The sequence below is a fragment of the Chachezhania sediminis genome (assembly GCF_009765275.1).
GTDB classification, from domain to species: Bacteria; Pseudomonadota; Alphaproteobacteria; order Rhodobacterales; family Rhodobacteraceae; genus Chachezhania; species Chachezhania sediminis.
Genome location: NZ_VOPH01000001.1, coordinates 428,098 through 450,216 on the forward strand (window position 1 = coordinate 428,098; position 22,119 = coordinate 450,216).

The following is a 22,119-nucleotide window of genomic DNA, read 5'->3' on the forward strand; positions in this document are numbered from 1 at the left end:
CGCTTTCGCCGCCTGCCCCGACGCGACTGGCCTGACTGCGACAGATCCTGTCGTCTTTCCGCTTGCTCACATGTCGCTCCGTGCAGAAGGTCCCGCCACAAGGTTTACCGGAGCTCACCATGAAAACCACCACCCGAGTCGCTGTCATCGGCGGCGGCGTCGTCGGCTGCAGCGTTCTTTACCATCTCACGAAACTCGGCTGGTCTGACGTCATGCTGTTGGAACGCTCGGAACTGACCTCCGGTTCCACGTGGCATGCGGCTGGCGGGTTTCACACGCTGAACGGCGACACCAACATGGCCGCCCTTCAGGGCTACACGATCCGGCTCTACCGGGAACTGGAAGAGCTGACGGGCATGTCCTGCGGCCTGCACCACGTGGGCGGCGTGACGCTGGCGGACAACCGCGACCGGTTCGACATGTTGCTGGCCGAACGCGCCAAACACCGGTTCATGGGACTGGAAACCGAGATCGTGAGCCCCGAGGAAATCGCCGAAATCGCGCCGATCACCAACCTGGATGGTATCATCGGCGGGCTGTACGATCCGCTGGACGGGCACCTGGATCCCTCGGGCACCACGCAGGCCTATGCCAAGGCCGCGCGCATGGGCGGCGCCGAGATCGAGCTTCACTGCATGGTGAAGGAGACCAACCAGCGCCCCGACGGCACCTGGGACGTGGTCACCGACAAGGGCACCATCCACGCGGAGCACGTGGTGAATGCCGGCGGTCTCTGGGCGCGCGAGGTGGGCGCGATGGCGGGTGTCTACCTGCCGCTGCACCCGATGGCGCACCAGTATCTGGTCACCGACGACATTCCAGAAATCTACGAGCGCGGCAAGGAACACCCCCACGTGATGGATCCTGCCGGCGAAAGCTATCTGCGGCAGGAAGGCAGGGGCCTGTGCATCGGGTTCTACGAACAGCAGGCCGAACCCTGGGCCGTCGATGGCACACCATGGACCTTTGGTCATGAACTCCTGCCCGACGATTTCGACAAGATCACCGATTCCGTGGCCTTTGCCTACAACCGCTTTCCGGTGCTGGAACGCGCGGGCGTAAAATCCGTGATCCACGGGCCCTTCACCTTTGCCCCCGACGGCAATCCGCTGGTGGGTCCGGTCCCGGGCCTGCGCAACTACTGGTCGGCGTGCGGCGTGATGGCCGGCTTCAGCCAGGGTGGCGGTGTCGGTCTGACCCTGGCGCAATGGATGATCGAGGGCGAGCCCGGGCGCGATGTCTTCGCCATGGACGTGGCGCGCTTCGGCAAGTGGATCAGCCCCGGCTATACGCTGCCAAAGGTGACCGAGAACTATCAGAAGCGCTTCTCGGTCTCCTACCCGAACGAGGAGTTGCCGGCCGCCCGTCCCAACCGGACGACGCCGATGTACGACGTCTTCACCAGCATGGGTGCTGTATGGGGCCAGCAATACGGGCTGGAAGTCGCGAACTATTTCGCGCAGGCGGGAGAGCCCGCCCATGAAACCCCGTCCTTCCGCCGGTCCGACGCCTTCGGCGCCACCGCGCGCGAGGTGAAGGCGGTGCGCGAGGCCGTGGGCATCAACGAGCTTCAGAATTTCGGCAAGTACCGGGTTACCGGTGCCGGCGCGCGGGCCTGGCTGGACCGGATCATGGCCGGCCGGATCCCGAAAACAGGCCGGCTGTCGCTGACGCCGATGCTGTCGCCCAAAGGCAAGCTGATCGGGGATTTCACCGTGTCCTGCCTGTCGGAGACAGAGTTCCAGGTCACCGCCTCCTATGGCGCGCAGAACTTCCATACCCGGTGGTTCGATGCCAACATGGACGAAGGCGTGACGGTCGAGAATGTCTCTGACTCCCGCACCGGATTTCAGATCGCGGGCCCGAAGGCGCGCGAGGTGCTGCAGGCCTGCACGCGGACCGATATCTCGGACATGAAGTTCCTGGATGTCCGGAAGATGACCGTGGGCATGACGGACTGCCTCGTGCAGCGGGTCAGCTATACCGGCGATCTGGGCTATGAAATCTATTGCGACATCACCGCCCAGCGGCAACTGTGGTCGGCGCTATGGGGGGCTGGGAAGCCTTTGGGAATGACCCCCTTCGGGATGCGGGCGATGATGTCGCTTCGGCTGGATCGCCTGTTCGGATCGTGGATGGCCGAATTCTCGCCCGACTATACGCCCTGCGAGACCGGGCTGGACCGGTTCATTTCCTGGAAGAAGAACACCGATTTCATCGGGCGCGCGGCGGCCGAGGCCGAAAGGGCCACAGGGCCGTCCCGCAAGCTGGCGGCCTTCATCGTCGATGCCGACGACACGGACGTGAACGGGTACGAGCCGATCTGGCTGGACGGAGCGGTCGTGGGCTTCTGCACCTCGGGCGGCTATTCGCACTGGACCGGGCAGTCAGTGGCCCAGGGCTTCCTGCCGGTGGACAAGATCGCGCCGGGCCTTGAGGTCGAGATCGAAATCCTGGGCCAGAAGCGGCCCGCCAGGGTGGTCGAAGGGTTCCTGTGGGATCCCGAAGGCCTGCGGATGCGCGGATGAAGGTCCGATGACCGACGGCGCCCTGGCCACGGTGATCCTGGCCGCGGGGTCTTCGTCCCGCATGGAAGGGCGCGACAAGCTGATGGAGCGGGTGGAGAACCAGCCGCTCCTGCACCTGGTGGTGTCCCGGGCCGTTGCCGCCGGTCCCGGACCGGTTGTGGTGGCGCTGCCCGTGCCTTCGGCCCCGTTCGGGCCGGCGCGATGGGCCTGCGTGGAGGATCTGGAGGTGCGGCCGGTTTCGGTGCCCGATGCCGCCGAGGGGATGAACGCCAGCCTGCGGGCCGGGATTGCGGCGCTGCCGAAGGGCATTGGCGCCGCGATGATCCTGCTGGCCGACCTCCCGGAATTGACGGAGGACGACCTGCGCACCGTGCGCGCGGCTGTCGCGTCCAATCCCGGGCACCAGGTCTGGCGCGGCGTGGACGAGAGCGGCAAGCCGGGGCATCCGGTCGTCTTCTCTGCCGATCTGTTTCCCGACCTGCTGGCGCTGGAAGGCGACGGCGGCGCGCAGGGCGTGGTCAGGGCACATGCCGGTGAAGTCTGCACCGTGGCCCTGCCCGGCCGGCATGCCTCACGCGATCTGGACACGCCCGAAGACTGGGACGCCTGGCGGCAGGATCGGGGTTGAAGCCGGTCAGAGCAATCGCGACATCCGGAAATTGGTCAGCTCGACCTCCCTTCGGACCACGGTCTGCTGTTTCTCGACGGCGAAGCCCCGGGCCTCGAAGAAGGGGCGCGCCTTCAGGCTGGCATCGACCGACAGGCCGGTGACACCCCAGGCGCGGGCCTGTGCCTCGACCGAGTCATAGAGCCTTTGGCCCAGGCCCTGCCCGATGATGTCGGCCCGCACGAAGGCCAGGTCGATATACCCGGTGCGGTCGATGGTCATGAAGCCCGCGAGCCGACCCTCTGCGTCTTCGGCGGCAAAGCCTTCGACGCCCTTCAGCCGGTCGCGCCACAGGTCCAGGTCGGGCGTGTCGCCCGCCCAGGCGCGGCGCTGGGTTTCCGTGTAGTGGTCCCGGGTGCCGTGGTGGACGGCGTCGAAGAACAGCTGGGCGGCGGCAAGGCCGTCGTCGTCACGAAGCGGGCGAAGAGTGATCGCGGTCATCTCGGGGGGCCTTTCGGATCGCGGCACGGGGGGCCGCGGGGACCCTATCTAGGTCGTGCGACGTCCCGCGCCAAGGCCGTTCGAACGGCCTTGGATCAGGCGATTGCAAATCGCCTGATCAAGCCGCTTTCGAAGCGGCTTCACCCCGGTTTTCGGACCCCAAGCTCAGAGGCAAGGCTCAGACACGGGGGCCGATCGGCGTGCGGATGTCGTCCAGTCCGGCCACGCCGCCGGTGATCACGTCGCCCGGCACCACGGCGCCGACACCGGCGGGCGTGCCGGTCATGATCAGGTCGCCGGCTTCCAGCGTCATCGACTGGGACAGGATCGAGACATGTTCCTTCACCGACCAGATCAGGTCGGCCAGGTCCGCGTCCTGTTTCACCACGTCGTTGACCGCCAGCCAGATCCGGCCTTCCTCCAGCGAGGCCACGTCCGCCAGCGGAGTGATCGCCGTCACCGGCGCCGACATGTCGAAGGCCTTGCCCCAGTCCCAGGGGCGCCCCATCTCGCGCGCGACCAGTTGCAGGTCGCGCCGAGTCAGGTCGATGCCGACGGCCGCGCCGAAGATGTGGTCATAGACCTCTTCCTGCGGGATGTTCCGGCCGCCCTTGCCGATGGCCACGACCAGCTCGATCTCGTAGTGCAGGTTCTCCGTCTCCGGCGGATAGGGTACGGTCACGCCGTTTTCGACCACCGCATCGGCCGGCTTGGTGAAGAAGAAGGGCGGTTCGCGGTCCGGGTCTCGGCCCATCTCGCGGGCATGGGCCGCATAGTTCCGCCCCACGCAGAAGATCCGGCGCACGGGAAAGCGCGCCTCAGTCCCCTTCACGGCCACCGAGGCCTGCGGGTACGGCGGAAAGACATAGTCGGTCATGGTCGTCAAAGCTCCTGATGTCGCGCGGTGCCGCGGGCGTGACTGCGTCCCGGATGGTTCATGCGCCACCCGGGGGCCCGGGCGGAACCACGAAGTCGCGGCGCCCTGCCCGGCGCCGCACCTGCGGACCCTAGCCGCCCGAACCTTCGACGAAAAGCGTTTTGCATCACGAAATCCCATCTGCCTCGGCAAGGTCGTCAAACAGGCGACGGCCTGTCCCGGACCAGCCGCGGGAAGGTCCCGGCGGCGCGGTCCAGCATCGGAAGATGGCCGCGCCCGTCGGGGACGCCCGTTCCGCGCCCCTTCATGGCAAGTCCGGGCCTTTCGCCGCCGCAGGCCTTAGCCAGACGATACAGCACCGGGGTCGATATCGGGCCCAGTCGGCGCGGCGGGCGGGCCGCGCAGATGACTTCGGTCCCGAGGCCCCTGCAGGCCCTTAGGTCCGGAGTTTTCTCCCCGCCCGGACGTCAGCCGGCCAGCCCCTGCCAGGCCATCCGTGCCGCCATCACGGCAAGCAAGATCAGGATGATGCGATCGAAACGCCGGGGAGAGATGTTCCGGGCCAGCCGCCCGCCAAGGCTCATGGCGATCAGCTGGCCGATCAGGCCGAACAGGCTGATCGCGGCCAGCCTAGGGGTCAGGACCTGGTGGCTGACCTGCACGCCGATCTGGCTGACCGACATGGCCACGAAGAAGAGCGAGATCGTCGGCACGAAGACCGACCGATCCAGCCGCAGCGCATTCACGAAGCTGATCGAGATCGGGGCGGACAGACCCACAGCCCCCTGAAGGATGCCGCCGGCAATCCCCGTCGGAAGGGACAGTTTCTTCGCCAGCGACAGCGGCAGGGCAAAGTCCGGCCGGAACAGCCGCAGCACAATGTAAAGCGCGACGATAACGGCCAGCGACAGCGTCAGCGCACCTGCCGGCAGGCCGATCAGCATCAGCGTCCCGATCCAGGCCCCGACGAAGCCCCCGCCCGCAAGAAGCCAGGGCAGCGGGCCGGTCATCCGCGTCTTGCGGAATTGCCAGAGCTGGACGAGGTTCGATACCAGGTTCGGCAGCACCATGATCGCCACGGCATCGTGCAGCGACAGGACGGCAGCGATCACCGGCACCGCGATCACCGGTGCACCTGCCCCGGTCACGCCCTTGACGAGCCCGCCAAGCGCCATGGCCGTGGCCACGATGGCAATCTCGGGTCCGGTCACGGTCGGGCCTGGTCGGTCATGGCGTGGCTCCTTCTGTCGGCGGATGGGTAGACCCGCGGCGCGCAGGCGGCAAGGCGCCACGTGCAGGGAGGAGTGCAGAAAGGTCTGCGCCCTGTCGCGCGGGTCCCGGTTGCGGGGCGCTCGCCCGATGGCCGACGCAGAGTGGGGACGCTGTCCCCACACCCCTGAGGTATTTGAAGATCAAAGAAGCGGGGGCGCCGGACATGGATTGGTAAGGGGTGCGGTGTATCGGGTGCGGATGCGATTTGATCATCCTTCATTCCGGATTTGCCGTGCGACGGGGCGGCATGGCTGAGCTACCGACCTGGCTTTGGGCGGCAGTGGCACTGGCGGCGTTCCTGCAGGCGGGCGGCGGCGCGGGCTTCGGGCTTCTGGCGGTGCCGGCGCTGGTGGTTGCGGTCGGCGGGGCGGCGGCGATCCAGATCGCGCTGCTGCTGGGGCTGATCGTTGCGCTGGCGCTTCTGCCGGCGGCGCTGCCCCATGTCGACCGGGGCATGCTGCGACAGCTTCTGGCGGGGATCGTACCGGGCGCTCTGCCGGGGGCGGCACTGCTGGCTCTGATGCCCGGCAGCGCCTTGCCGGCTCTGGTGGCCTTCGGATTGCTGGCGGCCGCCGTGGTGTCGAGCGGGCTGGCCGCGCGGGTCGCCGGTGCGAAAGCCGGGTCCATGCGGTTCCGGCTGGTGCTGGGGGCCACAACCGGGGCCATGGCGGGCGCATGCGCCCTGCCCGATCCGCCGCTGGCTGCCCTGCCCGCCGGGCCCGGTGCGGCAGGTGCCCGGGTTGGGGCCACAAGACGCGCGGGCCTGGCCGCAGCCTTTCCCGCCGGCTTCCTGGCACAGGCGGCTGTCCACGGGGTCGCGCCCGAAGTCTGGCTGGCCACCGCCGCACTGACCCCGGCCATGGGGCTGGGCGCCATGGCGGGCTTTGCCTACGGGCCGCGGGTGCCTGCGATCTATGACCCGCGGAACGTGACAGCCGCCCTTCTGCTGGGGGCCGTGGCGCTGGTGCTGTAAGGGATCAGAACTCGATCCCCTTCTGGGCCTTCACCCCGTCTCGGAACGGATGCTTGATCAGCGTCATTTCCGTGACCAGATCCGCGGCCTCGATCAGTTCCGGTTTCGCGTTGCGGCCGGTCAGCACGACGTGGGTCATCACAGGCTTCTCGGTCAGCAGAAAATCGACCACCTCGTCGATGTCCAGATAATCGTAGCGGAGCGCGATGTTGATCTCGTCCAGCAGAACGAAGCCGATCCCCGGGTCCAGGATCTGTTGCTTGGCGATTTCCCAGCCCTTGCGGGCCATCTCGATATCGCGGTCGCGGTCTTGGGTTTCCCAGGTGAAGCCTTCGCCCGTCACGAAGAAGCGGCATTCGGCGGCGAAGCGGGTGCGCAGGAATTCCGCTTCTCCCGACTGCCGGCCGCCCTTGATGAACTGGACCACCGCGACCGGGATGCCCCAGGCGATGGCCCGCATCACCATGCCGAAGCCCGAAGAGGACTTGCCCTTGCCAGGGCCGGTATGAACGACGATCAGGCCCTTCTCTTCGGTCTTGGTCGCCATGATCCGGTCGCGCGCGGCCTTGATCTTCTGCATCTTCTGCTTGTGCCGTTCCGCCTGTTCGTCCACCACGTATCGCCTTCCCTTGACATGTGCCGTCTGTCGGGCGCATTTGGGCCCGTGCTGGTGCCCGTTGTAAACGGGTGAAAAGGGAATGTGCAGACGGTTGCCGGTCAGGCCACCGCGAAGCGCAGCCGCCCCCGCGACCGTGACCGGAGAGGTCGCCCAGGAGCCACTGACAAGCGCGTCGGGAAGGCAGGGCGACCGCAGGTGCCGCAAGGCGCCGGGATCCGCAAGCCGGGAGACCTGCCAGCCCAAGACGACGCGAACCGGGCGGGGTGTTCCGGTGTCGGGACGCTGTTGCCGGCCGATCCGGACCGATGCGCCCCGCCCTTCCCCCCGTCCCCAGGACAAAAGGCACCGGACCGGTGAACGACATGACCCATCCCGCGGCCAATGAGGCCCAGGACGACCGGCCGGCCCCGGTGGAGCTGCTGGTCTGCACCCGCTGCCGGCGCGGCACCGAAGCGACCGAGGACGGCGAACGCCCGGGCACAAGGCTTTTCGCGGCACTGGAAACCGGCGACCTGCCCGACGGCGTGACGCTGAAGCCGGTCGAATGCCTGCAGAACTGCGACAACGGTTGTTCCGTCGTGCTGCGCGGCGGGGCGACGCGGTGGACCTATGTCTATGGCAACCTGCATGAAGACCGGCATGCCGACCTGCTGCGCGAAGGCGCGGCCCTTTATCGCGATGCCGCCGACGGGCTGATCCCCTGGCGCGCACGCCCCGACCATTTCAAGAAGAACTGCATCGCCCGCATTCCCCCGCAGGAGACCTGAGCCCATGGCCGATCTGGAAAAACTCCCCGTCACCGTCATCACCGGCTTCCTTGGCTCCGGCAAGACGACGCTGATCCGTCACCTGATGCAGAACGCGGGCGGCAAGAAACTGGCCGTGGTGGTCAACGAATTCGGCGACGTGGGTGTCGATGGCGAGATCCTGAAAAGCTGTGCCATCCCCGACTGCCCCGAAGAGAACATCGTCGAACTGGCCAATGGCTGCATCTGCTGCACCGTGGCCGACGATTTCATCCCGACGATCGAGGCGCTGATGGCGATGGAGCCGCGGCCCGACCATATCGTGATCGAAACGTCCGGCCTGGCGCTGCCGAAACCGTTGCTGAAGGCCTTCGACTGGCCGGCGATCCGGTCGAAGATCACCGTCGACGGCGTGATTGCCGTGGCCGATGCCGAGGCCGTGGCCGCCGGCCGCTTTGCGCCCGACGTCGCGCGCGTGGATGCCCAGCGGGCCGCCGATGACAGCCTGGACCACGAGACCCCACTGTCGGAGGTGTTCGAGGACCAGATTTCCTGCGCAGATATCGTGCTGCTGACCAAGCCCGACCTGGCAGGTGCCGAAGGGCTGGCCAAAGCCCGCGCGGTGATCGAGGCCGAAGCACCCCGTCCGCTGCCGATGGTCGAGGTGGCGGAGGGCGTCGTCGATGCCCGCGTGATCCTGGGGATCGGCGCTGCGGCCGAGGATGATCTGGCGGCGCGGCCCAGCCATCACGACGGGGCCGACGATCACGACCACGAGGATTTCGACAGCGTCGTCATCGACCTGCCCGAAATCACGGACCCGGCAGATCTGGTCGCACGGATCGAACGGCTGGCGAAAGAACAGAAGATCCTGCGGGTCAAGGGCTATGCCGCCGTGGCGGGCAAGCCGATGCGCCTGCTGGTCCAGGCCGTGGGCGCGCGGGTGCGGCACCAGTTCGACCGGCCGTGGAAACCGGGCGAGGCGCGGGCCGGCCGCATGGTCGTGATCGCGGAACATAACGACATCGACACGGCCGCGATCCGCGCCGTCCTGGCACCGGAGGCCGTCGCGGCGCAGTAAGCGCCCGCGTTCCCCGCCCATGCACGTCGTCTTCCGCGAAAGCCACGGTCTGGAAGAGACCGAGACACCGACGGATCTGGCCCAGGACCCGGCCGATCTGGTGGTGCTGTCGTTCTCGGACAGCGACCTGGGCGCTTTCGCGGCGGGATGGCATCGGGCGAAGGAGACGGGGCGTGTGCCGCCGCCTTCGCTGCGCTTGGCGAACCTGTCGGCGCTGAAGCACCCGCTGTCCGTCGATGTCTATGTCGAACAGACCCTGTCGGGCGCGAAGGGCATCCTGATCCGGCTGATTGGCGGCGCGCCCTACTGGGCCTACGGGCTGCAAAGCGTGGCCGCGCTGGCGCGCGCGCAGGGCATTGCACTGGCGGTGCTGCCCGCGGACGGGCGCGAGGATCCGCGGCTGGACGAGGTATCGACCCTGCCCGTCTCGACCCTGCGGCGGCTGGCGCATTTTTGCGATACGGGCGGCGCGGTGGCAGCGCAGGCAGCGCTTCAGCAACTGGCGCTGGCCGCCGGGATCTATGCCCCGCCGGTCGCGGGCGCGAAGGCGCTTCCCGTGGTCGGGGCGTGGACGCCGGACGCCGGGGTGACGTGTCCGGCCGCCGCATCCCTGACGGCGCCCAGGCGCCTTATCCTGATCGCGTTCTACCGGGCCTACCTTTCGGCCGCCGACCTCGGTCCCGTGGAAGCGCTTTGGAAAGCGCTTCAGAGGCGGGGTTATACCCCGCTTGGCCTCTTCGCCCCGTCGCTCAAGGATCCGCAGGCCGCGGGCTGGCTTGCCCGGCAGGTCAGGACGCTGAAGCCCGTGGCCGTCGTCAACGCGACCGCCTTCTCGGGCAAGGGCGCGAATGGCGCCTCGCCGCTCGACGCCGCCGGCGTGCCGGTGTTCCAGGTGGCCTTGTCCACCGCCTCGCGGGATGCCTGGGCCGACTCCGACCGGGGACTTTCGCCGGCAGACCTGGCCATGCATGTCGTCCTGCCAGAGGTCGACGGACGCATCTTTGCCGGCGTGGCGTCGTTCAAGGAGGCCGGCGCCCGCGATCCCGATCTGCAATTCGCCCGCACCGCCCACGAGGCAGAGCCGGACCGGATCGACGCCATCGCCGACAGGATCGATGCCTGGACGACCCTGGCCGAGACACACGCAGCCGACCGGCGGGTGGCCATGGTCCTGTCGACCTATCCGGGCCGCGACTGGAACATGGCCCATGCCGTGGGCCTGGACCCGCTCGCCTCGGTCGAAGCCATCCTGCGCGACATGAACGACGCGGGCTATGATGCTGCACTAGCAGGGGAAATCGAGAGCAGACTTGGCGGAGAAACCATCGCCTGGCCGCTCGATACCTACCGGGAAACCCTCGCGTCGTTGCCCCGATCCCTGCAGGATCAGCTGGCACAGGCCTGGGGCGCGCCCGAGGACGATCCCGACATCACCGGCGGCGCCGTCCGCTTCCGCGCCATTCGGCAGGGAAAGACCCTGATCGCGCTGCAACCCGAACGCGGGCGTCGGGCGCAGCGGGACGACGACTATCACGACCTGTCCCGCACGCCCCGGCATGGCTATGTCGCCTTCTACCTGTGGCTTCAAACCCAGGCCGACGCGCTGGTTCATATCGGCGCCCATGGCACGCTGGAATGGCTGCCCGGCAAGGCCGTGGCCCTGTCGGCGGACTGCTGGCCCGAAGCGCTGACCGGCCGCCTGCCTGTGATCTACCCCTTCATCGTCAACGATCCGGGCGAAGCCGCGCAGGCCAAGCGCCGGATCGGCGCCGTGGCGCTGGGCCATGTCCCCCCGCCTCAGCGGGTTGCCGACACGCCCGACCGCTTTGCCCGGCTGGAATCGCTTCTGGACGAATTTTCCAACGCCGACGGGCTCGACCCGCGCCGCCGCGACCGGCTGCAGGCCGACATCCGCGCCGAGGCGCAGGCGCAGGGGGTCGAGGACGACCTGGGCCTGGACCGCGCCGCGTCGACCGCCGAGGCGATCACCCGGATCGACCGCTTCGTCTGCGACGTGAAGGAAAGCCAGTTCGGCGACGGGTTGCATGTCTGGGGCCGCGCACCGGACACGGCCACCAGTTTCGACGTCACGGCATCGGCCGCCGCCGAACGGCAATCCCTGCTGGACGCGCTGGACGGCAAGCGCATTCCCGCCGGGCCCTCCGGATCGCCCTACCGCGGGCGGACGGACGTGCTGCCAACGGGGCGGAACCTCTTCACCACCGACCCGCGCACCGTGCCGACCCGCGCGGCCCACGCGCAGGGCGTGAAACTGGCGGAGGAACTGGTCCGCCGCCACCTGCAGGACGAAGGCGACTGGCCCCGGGGGCTGGTGGTCGACCTTTGGGGCTCTGCCACCATGCGTACGGCGGGCGAGGAATTCGCCATGGCGCTGCACCTGATCGGCGTGAAGCCGGTCTGGGACAAGGGGTCGGAGCGTGTGTCCGGCCTTGAAGTCATCCCGCTGACAGAACTCGACCGGCCCCGGATCGACGTGACCCTTCGTGTCTCCGGCCTGTTCCGGGACGTTTTCCCGACGCTTTCGGCCCTTTTCGCGCAGGCCGTCCGCGTGCTGGCCGACCGGGACGAGGCGCCGGACTGGAACCCCTTCGCGGGCCAAAGCCAGACGACCCGCGTCTATGGCCCCGCGCCGGGCAGCTTCGGCCTGTCCATGGGCGAGGTCCTGGAAGACCTGACCGACGATGCGCGCCGCCGCGCGGGCCAGGCGTGGCTGGACGCCAGCGCCTGGGCGCTGGACGGCGACACGGCGACGCAGGACCCGGAAGGGATCCGTGCCCGTGTCGCAGGCGCCGACAGCTTCGTCCACCTGCAGGACCTGCCCGAAACAGACCTTCTGCTGGCGGAAGACTATGCCGCGCACGAGGCGGGTTTTGCCGCCGCGCAGGGCATCGCGGGCGGTCAGGCGCGGCTTTACCACCTCGACAACACCGATCCGGCGCGTCCCGCGGCCAGAACGCTGGCCGAGGAAGTCGCCCGCGTCGTCCATGCCCGTGCCACCCAGCCCGCCTGGATCGCCGGGATGCGCCGACACGGTTTCCGCGGGGCCGCGGAAATCGCAGCAACGCTGGAACACATGGCGGCCTTTGCGCACCTGGCCGATGCGGTGGGCCCGCATCTTTTCGATGCGTACCATGATGCCACGGTGGGAAATCCGGACGTGACGTCCTTCATGGAAGAGGTTAACCCCGAAGCGCTGGCCCGGATGCGGGCACGCTTCGCGGCGCTTCATGCGGCGGGGCTTTGGCAGACCCGGCGGAATTCCATCCTGGCCGGGCTGGTTGATGTGGAGGCCCGGCAGGCATGAGCGTGGAACCGCAGGTCAAGGGATGGTGCCCCGGCGCGCACCGGCCGATGCTGTCGGGCGACGGGCTTGTGGTACGGGTCCGCCCACGTGCCGGCCGGCTGGAACGCGATCAGGCCGTGGCGCTGGCGGGCCTTGCGCTGCGCTTCGGCAACGGCACGCTAGACCTGACCAGCCGCGCCAACCTGCAGATCCGCGGCGTGGCGGAAGACCGGTTCCCGGACCTGCTGTCGGCACTGGCCGATCTCGACCTGCTGGACGAAGACGCAGAGATCGAAAGCCGCCGCAACATCATCGTCACCCCCTTCCGCGAACTGGGCGATCTGACCGACCGCCTGGCCGAGGCGCTGGCCCGCGCGCTGCCGCGCTTTCCGGCCCTCCCCGCCAAGATCGGCATGGTCGTCGACACCGGTCCCGCGCGGGTGCTGACGGAGGCCTCGGCCGATTTCCGTCTGGAACGGTCCCGCGAAGGCGGGCTGATCCTGCGGGCCGATGGAGCCGACCTGGGGACCGAAGTCACCGAACAGAGTGCCGTCGATGCCGTAGTCGACATGGCCCATTGGCTGGCACAGCGCGTCACCGCCTCTCGCCGGCGGATGCACGCCGTGCTGGCGGTCGACCCCGAAGGCTATCCCGGCGCCCGCACGCCCGCCGCACCCGCGGCCCCGGCCCAATTCCCCGGCGCCGTGGCGCAGGGGAGCCTGGTGGGCGCGCCCTTCGGGCAGCTGCCGGCCGAAGCGCTCGCCCGGCTTTTGAACCACACCGCCACCACCGGCCTGCGCCTGACGCCCTGGCGGATGTTCCTGCTGGAAGGCGTGGCCGTGCCCTATCCGGCCGACGAAGCCGGCTTTGTCACCCGTCCCGGCGATCCGCTGCTGGCGGCCGATGCCTGCCCCGGCGCGCCGTATTGCCCTTCTGCCTCGGTAGAAACCCGCGGCTTTGCCCGCAGCCTGGCACCCCATGTCACCGGCGGCCTGCACGTGTCGGGCTGCGCCAAGGGTTGCGCCCGCGCGCGCCCGGCCGGTGTTACGCTGGTCGGCCGCAATGGGCGCTTCGACCTGGTCCGCCAGGGCCATGCCTGGGACGAACCCGAACTGCTGGACCTTACCCCGGACCAGATCCTGAAGACCCTCATCTGAGACGACACCGATGCCCTACGCCTATGAAACAGACGGAGCGGCGATCTATCGCCAGTCCTTCGCCACCATCCGCGCCGAGGCCGACCTGGCCCGCTTCGACAAGGACGAGGAACAGGTCGCCGTCCGCATGATCCATGCCGCGGGCATGGTCGGGCTGGAGACCTTCGTGAAGTTCTCGCCCGGTTTCGTGACCGCCGCGCGCGCCGCGATGGAGGCCGGCGCACCGATCCTCTGCGATGCGCGGATGGTGTCCGAAGGGGTGACCCGCAAACGCCTGCCGGCCGACAATCCCGTGATCTGCACCCTGCAGGATCCGTCCGTGCCGGACCTTGCGGCGCAAATGTCGAACACCCGCTCTGCCGCCGCGCTGGAACTGTGGCGGCCGCATCTGGCAGGGGCTGTTGTGGCCATCGGCAATGCGCCGACGGCGCTGTTTCACCTGCTGAACATGCTGGAAGACCCGGACTGCCCGCGCCCCGCGGCGATCATCGGTTGCCCCGTGGGCTTTGTCGGCGCCGCCGAAAGCAAGGACGCCCTGTGGGACGCGCAACCGGTGCCGTCCTGCATCGTCGAAGGCCGCCTGGGCGGCAGCGCGATCACGGTCGCGGCCATCAACGCCATCGCGAGCCGCGCGGAATGACCGGCACGATCCACGGCGTGGGCCTGGGCCCGGGCGCCCAGGACCTTCTCAGCGTCCGGGCCGACCGCCTTGTGCGCGGCACGAAGCACATCGCCTTCTTCCGCAAGGCCGGGCGCGCCGGGCAGGCCCGGCAGATCGTCAACGGCATGTTGCGCGAGGATGCGGTCGAGCACGCTATGGAATATCCGGTCACGACAGAAATCCCGGTGACCGATCCCCGCTACAACGCGATGCTGTCCGCCTTCTATGCCGACTGGACCAAGCGCCTGACAAAGCTGTCGGAATCGGGCGAGGACATCGTCGTTCTGTGCGAAGGCGATCCGTTCTTCTACGGCTCCTTCATGCACCTTCATTCCCGACTGAAGGGCAAGGTGCCGCTGCAGGTCGTGCCCGCGATCACCGGCATGTCGGCTGCCTGGACCGCGACGGACATGCCTGTCACCTGGGGCGACGACGTCCTGACCGTGCTGATGGCGACCCTGCCCGAGGAATCGCTGGCCGCACGCATGGAAGAGGCCGACGCCATCGTCGTGATGAAGTTGGGCCGGACGCTGGACAAGGTGCGGCGCGCGCTGCGGAAGGCCCGGCGTTACGATGATGCCTGGCTGATCCAGTACGCGGCGATGCCGAACCAGACCGTCGCCCGACTGGCCGAAACCGAAGGCCAGCCCACGCCATATTTTTCGATCATCGTGGTTCACGGACAGGGGCGCCGGCCATGAGCGGATCGGTCACCGTCGTGGGCCTTGGCCCCGGGTCCGAGGCCATGGTCACCCCGGAAGCCACCGCCGCGCTGGCACGCGCCACCGATATCGTGGGCTACATCCCCTACGTCGCGCGCGTGCCCGACCGGCCCGGGCTGGTGAAGCACGCGACCGACAATCGGGTGGAGGCCGAGCGCGCCGCCCATGCCCTGCAAATGGCCGCCGAAGGCCGACACGTGGCGGTCGTGTCCTCGGGCGATCCCGGGGTCTTTGCCATGGCCTCCGCCGTGTTCGAGGCGCTGGAGGCCGGACCGGCCGACTGGCTAACGCTGGAGATTTCCGTGCTGCCCGGCATCACCGCAATGCTGGCCGCGGCCGCCCGCGCTGGGGCGCCGCTGGGGCATGATTTCTGCACCATCAACCTGTCGGACAACCTGAAGCCCTGGGACCTGATCGAACGCCGGCTGACACTGGCCGCGAAGGCCGATTTCGCCATGGCCTTCTACAATCCCCGCTCGAAGAGCAGGCCGGAAGGCTTTGGCAAGGCTCTGGAAATCCTGAAGGCAAGCTGCGGCGACGACCGGCCCGTGATCTTCGCCCGTGCGGTGTCCACGCCCGAGGAACACATCCGCACCGTTCCCCTGACACAGGCGGAACCGGAAATGGCGGACATGCGGACGGTAGTCATCGTGGGCTCGTCGCTGACCCGGATCGTGGAACGCCCGGGGCTTGCACCCATCGTCTATACCCCAAGGTCCGTCCCGGCATGAGCCAACCAGGTCATCACGGCATCGACATCATGGACCTCCATCCGGTCCGGCAGGTCGGGCCGGTCGATCATCACGACCGGCAGGCCAAGGGCCCGCGCCGCCTCCAGTTTGGCGCGGGCGCCCGTGCCGCCGGCATTCTTGGACACGACGATATCGATTGCGTAGTCTTCCATCAGGGCCCTGTCGCCCTCGACGGTGAAGGGCCCGGTATCGACGATCGCCTGCGCGTCCGGCAGCGGCAAGGGGCCGGGTTGATCGACCAGGCGCAGAAGATAGAAGTGCTGCGGCAGACGCGCGAAGTCGTCCAGGTGCATGCGACCGATGGCCAGAAAGACCCGTTTCCGGTCACCGCCCAAAGCTTCAGCTGCGGCCCCTATGTCATTGACATGTATCCAGTTATCTCCCACTTCGGGCACCCATGGTGCACGCGTCAGGGCGACCAGTTGCGTACCGGTCGCAGCACAGGCCGCGACCGCATTGGCGCTCATCTGCGCCGCGAAGGGATGGGTCGCGTCGACCACGTGCGTGATGCCGTTGTCCCGGATGTAACGGGTCAGGCCTTCAACGCCGCCAAATCCGCCGACCCGCGTCGGCAGCGGTTGGGCCTTGGGCGCTGCCACCCGGCCAGCGTAAGAGAATGTCGCCGCAATACCCTGTTCATAAACGATTTTCGCCAAGGCACTGGCTTCGGTCGTGCCGCCCAGGATCAGAAGGTGCGGCATGTCTGAAACTCCGTGGCTGACGGTCATCGGTCTGGGCGAAGATGGACCCGAAGGCATGGCGCCCGCAAGCCGTGCCGCGCTGGAAATGGCAGAGGTCGTGATGGCGCCGCCGCGCCACCTGGCACTGGTGGCCGATGTGCTGGATCCCGAAACGCCCTGCATTCCTTGGCCAGTGCCTTTCGCCGACGGCATTCCTCAGCTTATTGCGCTGCGTGGTCAACGTGTTGCGGTCCTTGCTTCCGGCGATCCGTTCTGGTTCGGCGCGGGCTCCGTTCTGGCCCGGCACCTGGCACCGGGTGAATGGCAGGCATTGCCGGGACCGTCGGCCTTCTCGCTGGCCGCCGCCCGCCTGGGCTGGGCGCTGGAAAGGACCGTCTGCCTGGGCCTGCACGCCGCGCCGCTGGACCGGCTGCGCCCCCACATGGCCAATGGCGAACGCGCCATCGTCCTGCTGACCGGTGGCGCGGCGGTCGAAGCCCTGGGCGAATGGCTGACCAACCGCGGCTTCGGCCTGACCACGATCCACGTGATGGAGGCGCTTGGGGGCCCGCGCGAGCGTTTCACCACAGCCACTGCCGACACGGTCGTCGGCGACGACCTGGAAACCCCGTTGTGCGTGGCGCTGGAATTCCGGGGCACTGGCGAGGCGCTGACCACCGCCAGCGGCCGGGCCGACGACCTGTTCGACCATGACGGCCAGATCACCAAGCGCCCTGTGCGCGCGCTGACCCTGTCGGCGCTGGCCCCCACACCCGGCGCGCATCTGTGGGATATCGGCGGCGGGTCTGGTTCCGTCTCTGTCGAATGGTGCCTGTCCCACCCCCGCACCCGCGCCACGACTGTCGAACGCGACAGCGACCGGGCCGAGCGCATCCGTGCCAACGCCCGGTCTTTCGGTGTCGACAACCGCATGGCGCTGGTCGAGGCCGATGCTTTGACCGCGCTCCACAGCCCCGAAATGTGGGAGGACCTGCCCCAGGCGGTCTTCATCGGCGGCGGGCTTTCGGCCGACGTGCTGAAGATCCTGACCGCGCGCCTGACCCGTGGCACCCGCATCGTCGCCAATGCCGTGACGCTGGAATCGGAAATGCTTCTGACCGACTGGCATGTCCGCCTGGGCGGTGACCTCATGCGGATCGAACTGGCCGAGTCCCGGCCGCTGGGCACACGCCACGGCTGGCAGGCGGTGCGCCCCATCGTCCAGTGGAGTGCGGTCCTGTGATCGTCGCGGGCTTCGGGTTCCGGGCGGCCGCCACGGCGGACTGCCTGCGCGATGCGCTGAAGGCGGCAGGTGGGGGCGAACATGTCTCGGTCCTTGCCGCGCCGGAAGACAAGTGCGACCATCCCGCGATCATCGCGCTGGCCCACGACCTGGGCGTGCCGCTGGTCCACATCCCGCCGCGCGACCTGCGGTCGGCGCCTGTTGAAACGCGGTCCGCGGTGGCCTTCCTGTTCCGCGGCACCGGGTCGGTGGCCGAGGCCGCCGCCCTGTCCGCCGCCGGCCCCGGCGCGCGCCTTCTGGGCCCCCGCGCGATATCCGAAGACCGCATGGCCACCTGCGCCCTGGCCGAAGGAGACGAGGCATGACCGTCCATTTCATCGGCGCCGGTCCCGGCGCCCCGGACCTTCTGACCCTGCGCGGGCGCGACCTGATCGCGGCCTGTCCAGTCTGCCTCTATGCCGGGTCGCTGGTGCCGGAGGCCGTGCTGGGCCATTGCCCGGATGGCGCCAGGATCGTGAACACCGCGCCGCTGGATCTGGATGCGATCATCGCGGAAATCGTTGCGGCCACCGAAAAAGGTCAGGACGTCGCGCGGCTTCATTCCGGGGACCTTTCGGTCTGGTCCGCCATGGGCGAACAGATCCGCCGGCTGAAGGCGCTGGAGATCCCCTTCACCGTCACACCGGGTGTGCCTTCCTTCGCCGCGGCCGCCGCGGCCCTGGGCGCGGAACTGACCCTGCCGGGTGTCGCGCAATCGGTCGTGCTGACCCGAACCTCTGGCCGGGCCAGCGCCATGCCATCGGGCGAAACGCTGGCCAATTTCGGCGCCACGGGCGCCACGCTTGCCCTTCACCTGTCGGTTCAGAACCTGGGCCACGTCGTTGAAGACCTGACGCCCTTCTATGGCCCCGACTGCCCCGTCGCCGTCGTCTTCCGCGCCTCGTGGCCGGACGAACGCATCCAGCGCGGGACGCTGACCACCATCGAAGGCCTGTTGGCCGACGACATCAAGCGCACAGCCCTGATCCTTGTCGGCCCGGCGATCGGTGCGGAAGGCTTCACCGAAAGCCGCCTTTACGCGGCCGACTACGACCGCCGCTATCGACCGCAAAGCGCCGACAGCCCCTGGTCGGAATGGCGGCACGGGGATGACTGAGGTGACAATGCTGCTTTCCACCAGACACACTATCGCACCGACGCCAGGTTCGCGCCCGTCCCCGAAGGTGGGCGCAGATGCGCCCGGACATCCGCTTGGCAGGCGAGCAGCGTCGAAGCTGCGCCCAACGTGTCATCCATTCGCGCCCTCCCTGGGCGGCGGTGTCGGGTGCGAACCGGATCGCAAGCGATCCGGGGTTCATTTTCAAGCGGCCCTCTTCAACGATTTCGGAGGGCAACCATGACCCTTCCCCCCGGCCTTCTGATCACGGCCCCCGCCTCGGGCACCGGCAAGACCACGGTCATGCTGGGCCTTCTGCGCGCGCTGGCCGACGACGGGCTGACCGTCCAGCCCTTCAAGTCCGGCCCGGACTATATCGACCCGGCCTTCCACCGGGCCGCCGCGGGGCGCGCGTCCTTCAACCTCGACAGCTGGGCCATGGCGCCCGACCTGCTTTCGACCATCGCGGCACAGGCTGAAGGAGCCGACATCGCGGTGGCCGAAGGCTCCATGGGCCTCTACGACGGCGTGGCGACCCAGGGGCTGACCGGCTTCGGCTCCAGCGCCGAGACGGCAAAGCGTATGGGCTGGCCGGTGGTGCTGGTCCTCGACGTCGGCGGTCAGGCGCAATCGGCCGCGGCAACGGCCCTGGGCTTCCGTGCCTACGACCCGGATCTGCCCTTCGCCGGCGTGATCCTGAACCGCGTCGCCAGCCCCCGCCACGAACGCCTGATCCGTCGCGGCATGGAACAAGCCGGCCTGCCGGTCCTGGGTGTCCTGCCGCGCCGCGGCGACCTGGCCCTGCCGGAACGCCATCTGGGCCTGATCCAGGCGGTGGAACACCCCGACCTCGATGCCGCCATCGCGGGCTATGCCACCTTCCTGCGCGACCATGTCGACCTGGCCACCATCCGTTCGGCTGCCGGGGCCACTGAACAGCCCGCCCCCGGCACCCTGCCCGGGCCCCCGGCCCAGCGGATCGCCCTGGCACAGGACGCAGCCTTTTCCTTTACCTATCCGCATCTGCTGGAAGGCTGGCACGCGGCAGGGGCCCAGATCCTCCCGTTCTCGCCCCTTGCCGACGAAGCGCCCGACCCGGATGCGGATCTGGTCTGGCTGCCCGGCGGCTACCCGGAACTTCATGCCGGACGACTGGCCGCGGCGTCGCAGTTCCTGATCGGCCTGAAGGCCCATGCCGAAACCCGCCCTGTCCACGGCGAATGCGGCGGCTACATGGCGCTGGGGGATGTCCTGATCGACAAGGACGGCACGCGCCACGCCATGGCGGGCCTTCTGGGCCTGGTAACCAGCTACGAAAGACGCAAGTTCCACCTGGGCTATCGCCGTGCAATCCTTGAAGCACCCATGCCCGGTCTTGCCCCCGGCACGGCGCTGCGCGGCCACGAGTTCCACTATTCGACCATTCTGGATCAACCCGACGCGCCGCTGGCGCAGGTCTTCGATGCCGACGGCACCCCCGTGCCCGAAACCGGATCCCGGCGCGGTCACGTGACCGGCACCTTCTTCCACCTCATCGCCGGAGAGACCAAATGACCGGTTTCGTCAGCTTCGTGGGCTCCGGCCCGGGCGACCCCGAGCTTCTGACGCTGAAGGCCGTCGACCGCCTGAAACAGGCCGACGCGGTCTTGTTCGACGATCTGTCGGCCGGTCCGATCCTGTCCCATGCCCGTCCCGGCGCAGATCTTGTGGGCGTAGGCAAACGCGCCGGCCGGCCTTCGCCCAAGCAACACCATGTCAGCCAGCTTCTGATCGATTACGCCCTGCAGGGCGGCCGCGTCGTGCGCCTGAAATCGGGCGATGCGGGCCTTTTCGGCCGGCTGGAGGAGGAACTGGTCGCCATCCGAGACGCGGGCATCGCCTATGAAATCGTGCCGGGCGTGCCGTCGGCCTTTGCCGCCGCCGCCGCCGCCGGCATCCCCCTGACCCGCCGCCTGACGGCGCGGCGCGTGCAGTTCGTGACCGGCCACGATGTGACTGGCCAACTGCCCCACGACATCGACCTGAAGGCGCTGGCCGACCCGGCCGCCAGCACGGTCGTCTACATGGGCAAGCGCACCTTCCCGGCGCTGGCCGACCTGCTTTTCGCCCGGGGCCTGCCCACCGAAACCCCGGCGCTTCTGGCCGAGGCGGTCAGCACCCCGCATCAAAAGCTGGTCCGCACCACCGTGGCCGAGCTGGCACGACACCTGACCGGAGACTCGGGGCCCCACCCGGCCCTGATCCTCTACGGACCGCTGGCAGAAGGCGACGCCTGAATGTTCGACCTCAGCCTCATCGGCATCGGCACCGGCAATCCGGATCACGTCACGCAAGAGGCACGCAAGGCCCTGCGCGAGGCGGCACTGGTCCTCATCCCCCGCAAGGGCGAAGGCAAGGACGATCTGGCCTACCTGCGCCACCGTATCCTGGACGAGGCCGGCGCCACGGCGCAGGTCGTCGAATTCGACTATCCCGTCCGGGACCCGTCGCTGCCTTATCTCGACCGGGTGAACCGCTGGCATGACGAGATCGCAGGCCAGTGGCGCGCCGCCATGGCCCGCGCTGCGGCCGAGGCGCGCGCCGGCCAGCCCCTGCCCGACAACGCGCCGTCCGTCCCAGGCCCGGTGGCGCTGCTGGTCTGGGGCGACCCCTCGCTCTACGACAGCACGCTTCGCATCGCGGCCCGGCTGGACCCGGCACCGCGCCTGCGGGTGATCCCGGGCATCACGGCACTCCAGGCCCTGACGGCCGCCCATGCGCTGCCCTTCAATACGCTGGCCGGATCGGTCAAGGTCACCACCGGCCGCCGGTTGGCCACCGAAGGCTGGCCCGCCGATTGCGACAGCGTCGCGGTGATGCTGGATGCCGACGGCACCTTCCGCACGCTCGCGGAGCCCGATCTCGACATCTGGTGGGGCGCCTATCTGGGCATGGAAGAACAAATCCTCCGCAAAGGCCCCCTTCCCGACGTGACCGATGACATCCTGACCACCCGCGAAAAGGCCCGCGCCCGTCACGGCTGGATCATGGACACCTACCTGCTGCGCCGCCGCGGCAAGACCTGACGCCGCCACGGGCGCCCCATCCACCCCGAAATGAAAAGGTCCTCTTCGCGGAGCCGCCGTCGCGCTGCCGGTTCGAGCTGTCGGGGGGATCGCGTCAAGGGTGCGCAGCACCGCGCGCAGGCGCGGCTTGCCCTTGATGCGCTCGCTCCGATGGCTCAGGCAGCAGAAGCGACGG

The 22,119-nt window shown here is 68.6% G+C and carries 21 protein-coding genes and 1 riboswitch; of the genes, 16 read left to right on the forward strand and 5 right to left on the reverse strand.

Going from position 1 to position 22,119, the window contains the following annotated elements:
- The first annotated feature begins 119 nt into the window (after positions 1-119).
- Entirely contained in the window at positions 120-2,528 is a 2,409-nt protein-coding gene (locus FQK05_RS02025; RefSeq protein WP_158964080.1) for a GcvT family protein, read from the forward strand.
- A gap of 7 nt (positions 2,529-2,535) precedes the next feature.
- On the forward strand, positions 2,536-3,156 hold the full coding sequence (locus FQK05_RS02030; RefSeq protein WP_158964082.1) for a nucleotidyltransferase family protein: 621 nt from the start codon (positions 2,536-2,538) through the stop codon (positions 3,154-3,156).
- A gap of 6 nt (positions 3,157-3,162) precedes the next feature.
- On the opposite strand, the gene FQK05_RS02035 is transcribed toward FQK05_RS02030, so the two are convergent.
- From FQK05_RS02035 to FQK05_RS02045, 3 genes are all read right to left on the reverse strand, one after another.
- Positions 3,163-3,636, reverse strand: coding sequence for a GNAT family N-acetyltransferase (locus FQK05_RS02035; protein WP_158964084.1), 474 nt, complete (start codon positions 3,634-3,636; stop codon positions 3,163-3,165).
- Between the two features lie 178 nt (positions 3,637-3,814).
- On the reverse strand, positions 3,815-4,513 hold the full coding sequence (locus FQK05_RS02040) for a fumarylacetoacetate hydrolase family protein (RefSeq protein ID WP_158964086.1): 699 nt from the start codon (positions 4,511-4,513) through the stop codon (positions 3,815-3,817).
- A 467-nt stretch (positions 4,514-4,980) separates the two neighbouring features.
- Complete coding sequence (locus FQK05_RS02045) at positions 4,981-5,724, reverse strand: sulfite exporter TauE/SafE family protein (protein WP_233270326.1); 744 nt, start codon at positions 5,722-5,724, stop codon at positions 4,981-4,983.
- A 308-nt stretch (positions 5,725-6,032) separates the two neighbouring features.
- Here FQK05_RS02045 and FQK05_RS02050 point away from each other — a divergent pair, with 308 nt between their 5' ends.
- The gene (locus FQK05_RS02050) at positions 6,033-6,758 is read left to right on the forward strand and encodes a hypothetical protein (protein WP_158964088.1); all 726 of its coding nucleotides are present in this window, start codon (positions 6,033-6,035) and stop codon (positions 6,756-6,758) included.
- 4 nt (positions 6,759-6,762) lie between these two features.
- On the opposite strand, the gene cobO is transcribed toward FQK05_RS02050, so the two are convergent.
- Positions 6,763-7,371, reverse strand: a complete 609-nt coding sequence (gene cobO / locus FQK05_RS02055) for a cob(I)yrinic acid a,c-diamide adenosyltransferase (protein ID WP_158964776.1) — start codon at positions 7,369-7,371, stop codon at positions 6,763-6,765.
- A gap of 38 nt (positions 7,372-7,409) precedes the next feature.
- A riboswitch (cobalamin riboswitch) is annotated at positions 7,410-7,630 on the forward strand.
- 109 nt (positions 7,631-7,739) lie between these two features.
- Here cobO and FQK05_RS02060 point away from each other — a divergent pair.
- Genes FQK05_RS02060 through cobJ form a run of 7 tightly spaced genes read left to right on the forward strand, consistent with a single transcriptional unit; the run spans position 7,740 to position 15,779 of the window.
- On the forward strand, positions 7,740-8,144 hold the full coding sequence (locus FQK05_RS02060) for a DUF1636 family protein (RefSeq protein ID WP_158964777.1): 405 nt from the start codon (positions 7,740-7,742) through the stop codon (positions 8,142-8,144).
- A gap of 4 nt (positions 8,145-8,148) precedes the next feature.
- Complete coding sequence (cobW, locus tag FQK05_RS02065) at positions 8,149-9,204, forward strand: cobalamin biosynthesis protein CobW (RefSeq protein WP_158964090.1); 1,056 nt, start codon at positions 8,149-8,151, stop codon at positions 9,202-9,204.
- 19 nt (positions 9,205-9,223) lie between these two features.
- A complete protein-coding gene (gene cobN, locus FQK05_RS02070) occupies positions 9,224-12,529 on the forward strand; it encodes a cobaltochelatase subunit CobN (protein WP_158964092.1) in 3,306 nt (1,101 codons plus the stop codon).
- The gene (locus tag FQK05_RS02075) at positions 12,526-13,665 is read left to right on the forward strand and encodes a cobalamin biosynthesis protein CobG (RefSeq protein ID WP_158964094.1); all 1,140 of its coding nucleotides are present in this window, start codon (positions 12,526-12,528) and stop codon (positions 13,663-13,665) included. Before cobN ends, FQK05_RS02075 begins: the two co-directional genes overlap by 4 nt.
- Positions 13,666-13,675: 10 nt before the next feature.
- Entirely contained in the window at positions 13,676-14,305 is a 630-nt protein-coding gene (locus FQK05_RS02080; RefSeq protein ID WP_158964096.1) for a precorrin-8X methylmutase, read from the forward strand.
- Positions 14,302-15,027, forward strand: a complete 726-nt coding sequence (cobI, locus tag FQK05_RS02085; RefSeq protein ID WP_158964098.1) for a precorrin-2 C(20)-methyltransferase — start codon at positions 14,302-14,304, stop codon at positions 15,025-15,027. The genes FQK05_RS02080 and cobI overlap by 4 nt, the downstream gene beginning before the upstream one ends.
- Positions 15,024-15,779, forward strand: a complete 756-nt coding sequence (cobJ, locus tag FQK05_RS02090) for a precorrin-3B C(17)-methyltransferase (RefSeq protein ID WP_158964100.1) — start codon at positions 15,024-15,026, stop codon at positions 15,777-15,779. Before cobI ends, cobJ begins: the two co-directional genes overlap by 4 nt.
- On the opposite strand, the gene FQK05_RS02095 is transcribed toward cobJ, so the two are convergent.
- Complete coding sequence (locus FQK05_RS02095; RefSeq protein ID WP_158964102.1) at positions 15,752-16,501, reverse strand: cobalt-precorrin-6A reductase; 750 nt, start codon at positions 16,499-16,501, stop codon at positions 15,752-15,754. The genes cobJ and FQK05_RS02095 overlap by 28 nt on opposite strands.
- On the opposite strand from FQK05_RS02095, the gene cbiE reads away from it, so the two are divergent.
- The 6 genes from cbiE (at position 16,500) to cobF (ending at position 21,944) form a co-directional block, all read left to right on the forward strand.
- The gene (cbiE, locus tag FQK05_RS02100; RefSeq protein ID WP_158964104.1) at positions 16,500-17,723 is read left to right on the forward strand and encodes a precorrin-6y C5,15-methyltransferase (decarboxylating) subunit CbiE; all 1,224 of its coding nucleotides are present in this window, start codon (positions 16,500-16,502) and stop codon (positions 17,721-17,723) included. The genes FQK05_RS02095 and cbiE overlap by 2 nt on opposite strands.
- Complete coding sequence (locus tag FQK05_RS02105) at positions 17,720-18,088, forward strand: cobalamin biosynthesis protein (RefSeq protein ID WP_158964106.1); 369 nt, start codon at positions 17,720-17,722, stop codon at positions 18,086-18,088. The genes cbiE and FQK05_RS02105 overlap by 4 nt, the downstream gene beginning before the upstream one ends.
- A complete protein-coding gene (cobM, locus tag FQK05_RS02110) occupies positions 18,085-18,879 on the forward strand; it encodes a precorrin-4 C(11)-methyltransferase (RefSeq protein ID WP_158964108.1) in 795 nt (264 codons plus the stop codon). Before FQK05_RS02105 ends, cobM begins: the two co-directional genes overlap by 4 nt.
- A gap of 240 nt (positions 18,880-19,119) precedes the next feature.
- On the forward strand, positions 19,120-20,433 hold the full coding sequence (locus FQK05_RS02115) for a cobyrinate a,c-diamide synthase (RefSeq protein ID WP_158964110.1): 1,314 nt from the start codon (positions 19,120-19,122) through the stop codon (positions 20,431-20,433).
- Entirely contained in the window at positions 20,430-21,155 is a 726-nt protein-coding gene (cobA, locus tag FQK05_RS02120) for a uroporphyrinogen-III C-methyltransferase (protein ID WP_158964112.1), read from the forward strand. Before FQK05_RS02115 ends, cobA begins: the two co-directional genes overlap by 4 nt.
- Positions 21,156-21,944 carry a precorrin-6A synthase (deacetylating) gene (cobF, locus tag FQK05_RS02125; protein WP_158964114.1) on the forward strand — a complete coding sequence of 263 codons (789 nt, stop codon included), beginning with the start codon at positions 21,156-21,158 and terminating at the stop codon, positions 21,942-21,944.
- The last annotated feature ends 175 nt before the right edge of the window (positions 21,945-22,119 follow it).